Source organism: Streptomyces sp. NPDC033966 (assembly GCF_055575955.1).
Map to the genome: position 1 here is coordinate 705,311 of NZ_JBVIRQ010000003.1, position 10,187 is coordinate 715,497.

9 protein-coding genes and 3 pseudogenes are annotated in these 10,187 nt (G+C 69.9%); 6 read left to right on the top strand and 6 right to left on the bottom strand.

What is annotated here, in order from left to right; translation table 11 throughout:
• Window positions 1–410: 410 nt before the first annotated feature.
• The 3 genes from ACZ518_RS12130 to ACZ518_RS12140 all read right to left on the bottom strand — a co-directional run bounded on the left by ACZ518_RS12130 (window position 411) and on the right by ACZ518_RS12140 (window position 2,694).
• Window positions 411–533 (bottom strand): PIG-L family deacetylase, encoded by a 123-nt coding sequence (locus ACZ518_RS12130; RefSeq protein WP_469112922.1) that lies wholly within the window; start codon window positions 531–533, stop codon window positions 411–413.
• Between the two features lie 79 nt (window positions 534–612).
• On the bottom strand, window positions 613–1,233 hold the full coding sequence (locus tag ACZ518_RS12135; protein WP_469112923.1) for a hypothetical protein: 621 nt from the start codon (window positions 1,231–1,233) through the stop codon (window positions 613–615).
• Between the two features lie 1,077 nt (window positions 1,234–2,310).
• On the bottom strand, window positions 2,311–2,694 hold the full coding sequence (locus ACZ518_RS12140) for a hypothetical protein (RefSeq protein ID WP_469112924.1): 384 nt from the start codon (window positions 2,692–2,694) through the stop codon (window positions 2,311–2,313).
• Between the two features lie 73 nt (window positions 2,695–2,767).
• On the opposite strand from ACZ518_RS12140, the pseudogene ACZ518_RS12145 reads away from it, so the two are divergent.
• Window positions 2,768–2,923 (top strand): annotated as a pseudogene (locus ACZ518_RS12145) (IS5/IS1182 family transposase); the annotation flags it as partial.
• A gap of 118 nt (window positions 2,924–3,041) precedes the next feature.
• Here ACZ518_RS12145 and ACZ518_RS12150 read toward each other — a convergent pair.
• Together ACZ518_RS12150 and ACZ518_RS12155 are read right to left on the bottom strand one after the other, a co-directional pair.
• Window positions 3,042–3,425 (bottom strand): annotated as a pseudogene (locus ACZ518_RS12150) (class I SAM-dependent methyltransferase); the annotation flags it as partial.
• A 246-nt stretch (window positions 3,426–3,671) separates the two neighbouring features.
• A complete protein-coding gene (locus tag ACZ518_RS12155) occupies window positions 3,672–4,196 on the bottom strand; it encodes a PadR family transcriptional regulator (RefSeq protein WP_469112925.1) in 525 nt (174 codons plus the stop codon).
• A 111-nt stretch (window positions 4,197–4,307) separates the two neighbouring features.
• On the opposite strand from ACZ518_RS12155, the gene ACZ518_RS12160 reads away from it, so the two are divergent.
• The gene (locus tag ACZ518_RS12160; RefSeq protein WP_469112926.1) at window positions 4,308–5,696 is read left to right on the top strand and encodes an MATE family efflux transporter; all 1,389 of its coding nucleotides are present in this window, start codon (window positions 4,308–4,310) and stop codon (window positions 5,694–5,696) included.
• Here ACZ518_RS12160 and ACZ518_RS12165 read toward each other — a convergent pair.
• Window positions 5,660–5,947: pseudogene (locus tag ACZ518_RS12165) on the bottom strand (HSP18 transcriptional regulator); the annotation flags it as partial. The gene ACZ518_RS12160 and the pseudogene ACZ518_RS12165 overlap by 37 nt on opposite strands.
• A 116-nt stretch (window positions 5,948–6,063) precedes the next feature.
• On the opposite strand from ACZ518_RS12165, the gene ACZ518_RS12170 reads away from it, so the two are divergent.
• The 4 genes from ACZ518_RS12170 to ACZ518_RS12185 all read left to right on the top strand — a co-directional run bounded on the left by ACZ518_RS12170 (window position 6,064) and on the right by ACZ518_RS12185 (window position 9,882).
• Window positions 6,064–6,498, top strand: a complete 435-nt coding sequence (locus ACZ518_RS12170; protein WP_469112927.1) for an Hsp20/alpha crystallin family protein — start codon at window positions 6,064–6,066, stop codon at window positions 6,496–6,498.
• Window positions 6,499–6,607: 109 nt separating this feature from the next.
• A complete protein-coding gene (locus ACZ518_RS12175; RefSeq protein WP_469112928.1) occupies window positions 6,608–7,003 on the top strand; it encodes a DUF2267 domain-containing protein in 396 nt (131 codons plus the stop codon).
• 57 nt (window positions 7,004–7,060) lie between these two features.
• Window positions 7,061–7,504 carry a DUF2267 domain-containing protein gene (locus ACZ518_RS12180; RefSeq protein ID WP_469112929.1) on the top strand — a complete coding sequence of 148 codons (444 nt, stop codon included), beginning with the start codon at window positions 7,061–7,063 and terminating at the stop codon, window positions 7,502–7,504.
• A 290-nt stretch (window positions 7,505–7,794) separates the two neighbouring features.
• Complete coding sequence (locus ACZ518_RS12185) at window positions 7,795–9,882, top strand: SpoIIE family protein phosphatase (RefSeq protein WP_469112930.1); 2,088 nt, start codon at window positions 7,795–7,797, stop codon at window positions 9,880–9,882.
• Window positions 9,883–10,187: the final 305 nt, after the last annotated feature.

Genomic DNA, 10,187 nt, shown 5'->3' on the forward strand with positions numbered 1-10,187 from the left:
CCGTCGCAGGACTGTGCAGCTGTTCACAACCGATATTTGTTGGTGACCATCCCGGGGACCCGACCCAGCATTGCCCACGGCTCCGCACCCGCTACGAACGGCGGGCAGACCTCCACCAGGGCGTGCTCGAACGGGCCTGCTGCCTCATCTGCCTGCGTTGCCTGGGCACCTCATTCTGAAACGATCAGTACTTGATCTTTTCGTAAGTTCGGTGGGTGTGGTGGCCGTGCGGGTGGGAGGCTGTCGGGGTGGCATATCGACCTTCCCTTTCGGCTGCCGACTCCTCCCTTCCACCGTTGTCGCGGCCTCAGTTGGCGGAGGCGCGTCGTGTTCGGGCAGTCGAGTTGTTCGAGGACGGCGTCTCGAATGCGGAGATCGCGAGGGCGGTGGGGGTGTGTGCCGGCGGGGCGTCAGGTGGTGGTGACGACGGCCGTCCGGGCTCCGGAGTCGGCGTGCTGAGCGAGGACTCCGCCGGCGACGAGGGCTTCGTCGTCGGGGTGTGCGGGTTGCAGGTTCCGCAACTTCGTGAGCACCGGCTCCTGCGGATCGTCGCTCTTCGGCGCGCCCGCCCGCGGTCACCGGGCCCACGGTCGCAGATCGGGCGTGACCTGGTCACGGCTGGGATCGGATCACCGCGACGCAGCACAACGCCGCGAGGGTGAGAGCCGCCGCCGCTGGCCCCGCGAGGGGCTCAATGGTGTTGGCGGGAAGGGTCCGGTCGGTGGGCGGGACGGCGTCCTTGGGGTCGAAGACCATCGTGAGATGCCGGCCCGGGCGCGCGGTGGCACCGCACGTGCGCCAGGCTTCGGCATGGACCGGGGTTCCGTCAAGGAGGCGTACCGAGCAGGAGTTCCTGACGTAGTCCCGGCCCTCGTAGCGGTGGACGTGAACCTCGGTCACCACCACCGTACGGCTCTCGCCGCGCGCCGCGAGGACGGCCTGTGCGGTCGGGCCCGGTATCCACCACGCTAGGGCCCCGCCAAGCAGGGCGGTTGCGCCGACCAATACGCGTCCCGCGTTCGTCGAGAAGAGGTACCGGGCGGCAGCCAGACTCACGACGACACCGACCACCGAGCCCACTGTGCCGAAACCGGTCAGCGTGCCCGTCACCGCGGCACCCGCCACCAATCCGACGGTCACGACGCCCACGGCGACACCCTCTACCACCAGCCGGGCGGGCGGCCGTCCGGAGAAGTTCGCCGGACCCCACAGGAACGCGCCGTCGTAGGACATTCTGCTCCATTCGTCGGTGTACGGCCGGCTGGGCTGCGCGTCCCAGGGTTGGAGATGGAGGACTGCTACCTGACGCAACCAGTGCTCGTGATCACCCGAATGTGCTCAGACGCTGCTCATCATTCGCCGACACTGCTCACGAAACCGCGGATCCTACACGGGTACGGGCGCGGCGGGAGCGAGGTGTGGGGCGAGTTCGGGGTGGCTGCCGCGGCTTGCGACCTGGAGGAGGTGTGCCAGTGCGACGAGTTCGCCGGGACGGCCGTCGGGAGGGTCGAGGATCACCAGGGGTTCGGGGGTGAGGTCGCCCCAGTGGAGGTCGCCGTGACCGGTGGTCCAGGAGGTGATGGTGGGTGTTGGGATCCCCGAGGAAGCGGGTGAAGTTGCGGTCGGTCCACTGCTGCCGTACGGCCTGGCGGCCGGTGGCGAGGGCCGCGCTCCAAGTGGTCGAGGAGGGCGGTGAGCGCGGCCCGGGCGTGGCCGCGGCGTCGGTGGGCGGGGGCGGTAGCCACCGCCTGGATGAGCACGGCCAGCCCCTTGGGGTACTTCGGGGCCGGCAGGACGGCGTGGACCAGGCCGAGAGCGCAGGTGGCCAAGCCGCCGCCGGGCGCGTCGATGACGTAGGCGCGGGCGTCGCCACCGTCCTGGAGGCGTAAGGCGAGCTGGTCGGTGCAGGTGGCCAGCCAGGCTTCGTCCAGGGTTTCGCTGAGGATGTTCTCCGACCGCAGGCGGGCGATCTCCGCGGCATCCGAGGGGGTGGCAAAGCGGGGTTGGCACGGGGTTTCCCTTCTCGAAGGGGCGGGCGGGACCTGCGGGTTACGGGTGGTGAAGGGCGTTGAGGCGTCGAAGGCCCGGACCTGCGCACCGCGTTCCTCGACGGCTGCGGCCGCCCCCTCACACCCCAGGTGTCGCTGAGGCGTACCAGGTCCCGCGTCACCGTTCCGTACTCGGACCGTTCGAAGTCGAACAGGAGCACTTCGCCGTCGTCGGCGAGGAGGACGTTGCAGTATTTTCACCAAGGGCTGTCCCGTAACTGCGGCCGTGGTGGGGTTTCGGCTGTGTGGGCACTCCTCAACGTCAGCCGAAGATGAGTTCGACGCCCTCGTCTACGCAGAATCGTAGGACGACGGTCAGCTGTTGGGCGTCCTGAATGTGCTGCTGGAGGATCGGTTCGTCGGGCTCCTCCTGCCACTGGCCGGTGATCGCCTTCAGGCGGGGCAGCATCGCGGCGCAGTCGGCAGTCGAGAGGGCGTCACCACCGACATCCGGGTGATCGAGGAGCGGCTCCAGAGCGGTGGAGACGTCGCTCCACAGCCGGTCGCCCCCGAAGCCCCACATCTCAGGGAGGTTGAACCCCTCGGCCTGTGCGAGCCGTTCCCGGAAGGCGTTGAAGCGGATGCAGGACCATGTGACGTCCGGGCTGCTGTTGTCTCCGTCTCCTGGGAACAGGATCAAGCCCATGTCATCCTCCTCGCTTGCGAAGTGGATAGGATCGCCGAGCATGAGCTACGTCGGCAACTGAAATGATCACCGGGTGGCTGGTGTGATCACGGCATCGGAGCCGTCTTGGACAGCCCCGTTCACAGGACTGAGCCCGCGGCAGTTCGGGAAGCCGGTGACCGCGCTGCGGCGCGCGGGCGCGGATGCGCTCCGCAAGGGCCGGCCGTGGAGCCTTCCGTTGGAGGACCGAACGCATTGAAGGGCACGGCCGCCAGGCTCCAAGCCCAGTCGAGCCGGGTCTTCTCCGGATAGCAACCCGAGATCACGAGGACGCCGCCCGGCGCGAGTGCGTCACGCAGTGCAGCGACGGCGTCGAACGGCATGTGATGGTTGCTGGCGATGCATGAGATGAAGTCGTAATGAGCCTTGGACAGTTCGACCTCGGTGGCGTTCGCGTGCCGGAAGCGTGGGCTTCGGTCACCGGCTATCCGCCCCGACAGTGCGCGGGCCTCCGCGATGGCCTCCTCCGACGGGTCGATCGCATCGACTCCTATGCCCAGGTCAGCGAGCCGACGGGCGAACCGGCCGGTCCCGCAGCCGACGTCCAGGGCCGCACCGCAATTCCGCGGCACCTGACGCAACAGCAGACGGTGATAGTGGTCGTTGTGATCCAAGGGCATGGTCCGACCCTGCCACAGCGGACGCGCACGGCCCGGCGGTTCCACCACCAAGACCAAGGCAGTGAACTGCATCAAACCGCCGGGGCTGGAATGCAACACGCGCCGCTGTCACCGTCGCGAACGCGGTTCCGACAGCGGACCTGCTCAATGGACACACGAAGTCATCCGCACACGGCCTCTGCGGACACAAGCCGCACCCTCGCCCACCTCATCGTGCGCCGCCCCCGCGGCCTCGGCTGAAGACGGGTACGTCCCCTCCCGTGGTGGCGCGGGGTGGCAACGGACTGTCGGCGGGGTAGCGCCTCCCTCGGCCAGTGTTCAACCTTCCAGGCTGCCGATGGCCTCGGCCAGCCACTTCCTTTCCTCGGCGCCGGTGGCGCGAGCGATGCGCAGCATGCCCTGCCGGAAGAGATCCGGCGCGTCCTCGGCCCGTACGGGCTCGCCATCGCGGTAGAAGAAGCTCGCCGGGATGTTGAGGAAGGTCTGCCGTCGGCGCAGCACCGCAGCCTGCTCGGCACGGTCCGGGAGATGGCGCAGGAAGGCAAGCAGAGTGAAGAAGCGCTGCCCATCGGTGATTTCGGCTTCCTTGGGGTGCCGCAATCGGGCCAGCAGTTCGGTGCGGCCCGCCTCGGTGAGGGACAGGATCCGGCGGGGTGCGGCACCGCTTCCAGGCTCGGTGTGCTGTTCGACCAGACCCGCTTTCACGAGCCGGGAGATAGCCGGATAGAGCGCTCCGTCACTTACTGGGCGGATGTGGCCGCTGAGGCCCTGGATGCGGGCTTTCACCTCGTATCCGTGCAGAGGCTCCTCGAAGAGGAACCCCAGAATCGACAGCTCCAGCATGCCCCGAGCTCCTTCCTGTGCCTGTCGGCGCGCTTGCCCGTCCCATCCTGCCATGGTACCTCTTTTCGCTGTACCTCGATTAGAGGTACAGCGAAAAGAGGGGTGTGGGTCATGGGGCCAGCAGAACACCGACGCAGGCTGGTGTCGCTCGCGTATCCGGTCTACTTCGAGCTACTCGCGGGGGTCACGGCCGGGATCATCAACATGGTCTGGGTGGCCCGGCTCGGCGGGAGCGCTGTTGCCGCGGTGGCCGTTGCCACGAATGTCGAGAACCTGCTGCTCGGTGTCATCCTCGTCGCCGGCTCGGGCACGACTGTGCTCGTCGCACGAGCCAGAGGAGCGGGGGATCCGGCAGCGCTGCGATCCGCCGTGCGCGGCGGATGGGTCCTGTGGGCACTCGTCACACCCCTGGTCGCCATCGGTGGATACCTGTGCCGCGAACCGCTCGCCCACCTCGTACTCGGCGGCAGCGGCAGCGGCAGCGGCGACTCGCTGCCCCTCGCCACTGGCTACTTCGCGATCGCACTGCCAGGAATCGCGGTGTTCTTCGCCGCCAACGTCGTAGACGGCGTCCTCAAAGGCGCGGGAGACACCCGCACCCCAATGAAGCTGGCGATCCTCGCGAACGGCCTGATTCTCGGGCTGGATCCCCTGTTCATCCTGGGCTTCGACCTCGGGGTGCGTGGGGCGGCGATCGCCACAGTGCTGGGCCGGACAGTCGCGCTCATCTGCGGCCTTGCGGCGCTGCACCGCAACGGCGTACTGCGGCAGGCAGCCCAGGCGGCCCCGAACCGCGCCGGTTCGCTCAGCGTCGATGTGCGCAGGACCGCTGCGACCGGGCTTCCCATGTCGGCCGACTTCGTCATACGAATGGCGGGGGCGCTCGTACTTGTCGCCATCGTCGCCCGGATCGGCGTCAGCGAGGTCGCCGCGTACGGGATCGCGACGAAGGCGATGTACGTCGCGACCATGGCCTTCTACGCGCTACGCCAGGCTGCCGCCATCCGCACCGCCCATCTGCTCGGTGCCGGACGCGACGAACGGTGGGTCATCGGACGGCAGGTGGTGCTCCTCGCCGGATCGTCAGGGTTCACGTCTCTGCTCATACTGCTCGCAGCCGGGCCCTGGATCATGCGTGCCTTCGGCAGCGAGGGAGAGGTGGCCGAGGCGGGGGCGCTCTATCTGCGGTGCCTGGGGCCGTACTTGGTGCTTCTCGCTTGCTTCATCGCGCTGGGCGGGGTGTTCGAGGGCAGCGGTGGCAGCGCCGCCCTTGCGCGGATCACGGCGTGCGGCGTGGCACTCCAGCTCGCACTTGCATACAGCCTTTCGGGTTCGGGGCTGCCCGGAATCTGTCTGGGCATGGCGCTGGCCATGGCACTTCAGTGCGCAGCCATCGTCAGGATGTACAGGCGCACGGAACATCCGACAGTCATGGACTGCGGCAACAGTCGGCTGGAGATCGCCGTCGCAAAGGCCGTGCCGGGGCGCAGCCGCAGGTAGCGGCGTTCGGCGGCCTGGCGGCCGGCCGCCCCGAGCGGGGCGGCGAGCCCGGCCCAGCCGGCGCCCTGACCGCGGGCGGTCTCGATCAGGCCGGTTTCCCGGCCGGCGAGCTGCTCGCGTACCTCGCGCAGCAGCAGGAGTGCGGCCAAGGCCGGGTAGGGGCCCGCGTCCCGTGCCACCGGGGAAGTGCCCGTCGAGGGTTGCTGTGCCTCTCCGGCGGCCTGGTCGATGGCCTGGTCGATGGCCTCCAGGGCTTGTCATCCTTCAGATGACTTCTTGCTTGTCATCGTTTCGATGACATGTTACAACGGGAGCACGTTGAAGCGCATTGGCAGTTCCTGCCTGAACCGACTGGAGGTGTTTCGCGATGTTGATGCGCACCGACCCGTTCCGCGAGATGGACCGCATCGTCCAGCAGCTGTCCGGGGCGTCCGGCACCTGGTCGAAGCCGTCCGTCATGCCGATGGACGCCTACCGCCAGGGCGACGCGTACGTGATGGCCTTCGACCTCCCCGGCGTCAGCACCGAGGCGATCGACATCGACGTCGAGCGGAACATGCTGACCGTCAAGGCCGAGCGCCGGCCCGCGGAGAAGTCCGACGGCGTGCAGATGGAGCTCTCCGAGCGGCCCCTGGGTGTCTTCTCCCGCCAGATCGTGCTGGCCGACACCCTCGACACAGAGCACATCGAAGCCGACTACGACGCGGGTGTCCTGACCCTGCGGATCCCGATCGCCGAACGCGCCAAGCCGCGGAAGATCGCCATCGGCGGCTCGTCCGGCCGCAAGCAGATCTCCGGCTGACCCGGCCGGTGCCAGCGGCGGAGGGCGGGGACCCGATTCCCCCTCCGGCACCCCGTCCTCCGCACCCCGTCCTCCGCACCCCTGCACCCCTCCCCGGAGGTGACGTGAGATGCCGATGCGCCGGGAGGCGTTCTTGGAGCACGTCCAGGAGCGCGGCGAATACCGGACCCGGGAGGAAGCCGAACGGGCGGCCCGCGTCGTCCTGGCCCTGCTGGGCGCACACCTGGTCGGCACCGTGCGGGCCGAGCTCGCCGCCCGCCTCCCCGAGACCTACGGCCTGATCCTCCTGAACCCCCTGCAGGCCGCCGAACCGCTGTCCCCCGAACGCTTCGTCCGCGCGACCGCCGCCTGGATCGAAGGAGCCACCGAGAAGACGGCCCTGTGGGACATCGGCGCGGTCCTCTCCACCGTGGCCGCAGCAGCGGGCGACGCCCTCATGCGCGAGGCCTTGCTCCAGCTGCCGCCCGGCTACGACCTCCTCTTCGGCCACCCCCGGCCCACGTGACCGTCCGGCACTACCGCCGGAGAAGCCAACCCCGACGAGAAAGGCAACCGCAGCACCATGTACGACCAGCCTCGAGCGAACCCGGCCCACGCCGCCATGACGTTCGACCAGATGCTGGAGCGGGTGCGCTACGAAGGCGCCTACCCCACCCGCGAACGCGCCGAGGAAGCCGTCCGCACCGTCCTCGCCGCCCTGGGCCGGCAACTCGTCGGCGACGAACGCGTCGACCTCGCACAATGCCTGCCCGTCGAAGCAGCCCTCGCCCTGACCGCTCAGATCCCCGCCACCGGCCGGCTCACCGGCTGGGGCTTCGTCAAGGACATGGCTGCCCGCACCGGCACCACCCCGGCCATCGCCCGCTGGGACACCGGCGCGGTACTCGCCGCAGTCACCCGCCTCGCCGGCCCCGACCTCCTCGCCCGCATCCTCCACCAGCTTCCCGAAGGCTACGCACTCCTCTTCGGCCGGCCCGAACTGCGCCAGCCCCAGACCGCCGCCTGACCCCACTGCCCTGCCGGTGCCGCAGCGCCTTCGCGGATGACCCGTCCTGAACGCGTTCAGGACGGGCTCGGGCGCTGCGTTCCGTCCCGGGGCGAGTCGTGCCCGCCTCTGGAGCCGATCGGATATCTCCGTCGCGCTCCGTAACGCCGTGGCTCGGCGGTAGACGGCCGTGGGGCGCCCTGTCGTCGGTTCGGAGAGACGATGGGACGGAGCAAGCAGGGCGAGAGGGGCCTGTCGTCCGCCGGTGCTGGGCCGATGCCTCCCGTGCGGATGAATGGGAAGGGGCCGCGGTGAGTACATCCGATGCGTTCCGGGCCGAGGTCGGCGGGGTGGGTACGAGCCCGGCGGTCCCCGGAGGGCTGCTGGACGTGCTCCGTCTGGCCGCGGTGGTGCTGGACGACGGCGGGCGGATCGTGTTGTGGAGCCCGCAGGCCGAGGAGTTGTTCGGCTACTCCGCCGACGAGGCGCTGGGGCGGTTCGCGGGCCGGCTGTTGGTCGACGAGCAGCACCTGGACCTGGTCATCGACTTGTTCGCCCGAGTGATGGGGAGCGGGCAGCGCTGGGCGGGCGGTTTCCCGGTCAGGCACAAGGACGGCAGCACGCGCCTCGTGGAGTTCCGCAACATGCGGCTGGAGGACGACCGCGGAGGTCGCTACGCGCTGGGGATCGCCACCGATCAGGCGACCCTACGACGTGTGGAGCGGGACTTGGCGCTGTCCTTGCGGCTGATCTCGCAGTCCCCGATCGGGCTGGGGGTCATGGACACCGGACTGCGGTTCGTGCTGGTCAACCCGGCACTGGAAGGCATGAGCGGCCGATCTGCACCGGGTCGCGCCGTGTCCACGGCGGCTGAGACGCCGCCGTTCCTGCGCGGGGACGCCGTCGAGTCGGCGATGCGCGAGGTCCTGGCCACGGGAGTCCCCTTGCTGGACCGGTTCACGGTGGAGGCCACCCCGGACGGGCCCGGGCAGGAACACGCCTGGTCGGTTTCTCTCTACCGCCTGGAGGACCCGTCCGGGCGGGTTCTGGGATTGGCCACCTCGGTGGTGGACGTCACCGCGCAGCACCGGGCGGCCGCTGATGCCGCCCGGTCACGGCGCCGCCTGGCGTTGGTCGCCGATGCGTCGGTGCGGATCGGTACCACCCTCGACCTGGGCCGGACGGCTCGGGAGCTGGCAGGGGTGTGCGTGCCCGACGTGGCCGACCTGGCCACGGTGGATGTCCTCGACAGCGTTCTGCAGGGCATGCGAGCCTCCGGGGCGCGAGCCGGCCCGGCCCGCTTCCGAGCGCTGGCGGTGATGTCGGCGTACCCCACCCGGGCCGCCGAGGCCCCGGACCCCGTCGGCGACCTCGTCGAGTACGCCGAGGACAGGCTGGTCACCCGCTGCGTGAACACCGGACGCCCCGTCGTCCTGGCGCGGGTGACCGGACAGGACCTGCGCCGCATCGCACGGGACGATGACTCGGCCGCGGTCTTCGCCGCGGCCGGCATCCACTCGTACCTCGCGCTGCCGTTGATCGCCCGCGGCGAGGTGATCGGCGCCGTCGGCCTGATGCGTGCCCGTAACCCGGCGCCGTTCGACGAGGACGACATCACGCTGGCCGGCGAGCTCGCCGCCCGCGCGGCCGTGTGCATCGACAACGCCCGCTGGTTCCAGAGCCAGCGCCATGCCGCCCTCACCCTGCAGCGCAACCTCCTGCCCCCGAACCGCCCCGCACACCGGCCCGGCCTGGGCATCGCCCACCGGTACCAGCCGGCCGACGCCACCAGCGAGATCGGCGGCGACTGGTTCGACGTCATCCCCCTCCCGGCCGACAAGAGCGCCCTGGTCATCGGCGACGTCATGGGCAGCGGTATCGCCGCGGCCGCGACCATGGGCCAGCTGCGCACCGCCACCCGGACCCTGGCCCAGCTCGACCTCGACCCCGCCCAGGTCCTGCACCACCTCGACCAGGCCACTGCCGGCATGGAGCACACCTTCACGACCTGCGTCTACGCCGTTTACGATCCGCGCGACCGGCGGTGCCGCATCTCGGTGGCCGGGCACCTCCCCCCGGTCCTCATCCGCCCGGACCGGCCTCCGGAACTACTGGCTCTGCCCACCGGCGCCCCACTCGGGGTGGGCGGCGTCCCCTTCCGGACCACTCGCCTCGACCTGGGTCCCGGCGACCGGTTGGTCCTGTACACCGACGGCCTGGTGGAGACCCGAGAGCAGTCCCTCGACGAGCGCTTCGATTTCCTGCTGTCCGTGCTGGCCGACGCCCAAGGCGACCTGGAAGACGTCTGCGACCTCCTGCTGCGCCGGCTGCGGCACCCCGGTGAGCGCGACGATGTCGCCCTGCTCATCGCCCAGCCGGAAGCGGCACATCAGGTCTGACCCGGAACAGGCGTAGTCGGCCGTGGTGGGTCCTGGTCGGACTCGGCGGCGAGGGCTTCCCGGCACTGTGCGGCCAGGATCCGGGCCTGGGGGAGGGACCGGGAGGTGAAGCAGCGGCCGCCTTCCGGTGTCAGAAGCGCGTTGAACCCGCACTAACGGAAGACGGCCGCCGTAGAAGGGGGCGCAGCCCGGTGGGCCGGCGCCCGAAGGGACGGCCTAGGTGTATTGTCCCGTAGCGTTGTTGACGCGGCTGATGGGTGGGTGTCCGTCGAGTGCGGTGTGGCAGCGGTGGTGGTTGTAGGTGT

Excerpts from the sequence above, each read along its gene's own strand:
- ACZ518_RS12175 (WP_469112928.1), top strand. The coding sequence starts at position 6,608 with ATGCCGATGCGCCGGGAGGCGTTCTTGGAGCACGTCCAGGAGCGCGGC.
- ACZ518_RS12180 (WP_469112929.1), top strand. The coding sequence starts at position 7,061 with ATGTACGACCAGCCTCGAGCGAACCCGGCCCACGCCGCCATGACGTTC.
- ACZ518_RS12135 (WP_469112923.1), bottom strand. The coding sequence starts at position 1,233 with ATGTCCTACGACGGCGCGTTCCTGTGGGGTCCGGCGAACTTCTCCGGA.
- ACZ518_RS12170 (WP_469112927.1), top strand. The coding sequence starts at position 6,064 with ATGTTGATGCGCACCGACCCGTTCCGCGAGATGGACCGCATCGTCCAG.
- ACZ518_RS12140 (WP_469112924.1), bottom strand. The coding sequence starts at position 2,694 with ATGGGCTTGATCCTGTTCCCAGGAGACGGAGACAACAGCAGCCCGGAC.
- ACZ518_RS12160 (WP_469112926.1), top strand. The coding sequence starts at position 4,308 with ATGGGGCCAGCAGAACACCGACGCAGGCTGGTGTCGCTCGCGTATCCG.
- ACZ518_RS12155 (WP_469112925.1), bottom strand. The coding sequence starts at position 4,196 with ATGCTGGAGCTGTCGATTCTGGGGTTCCTCTTCGAGGAGCCTCTGCAC.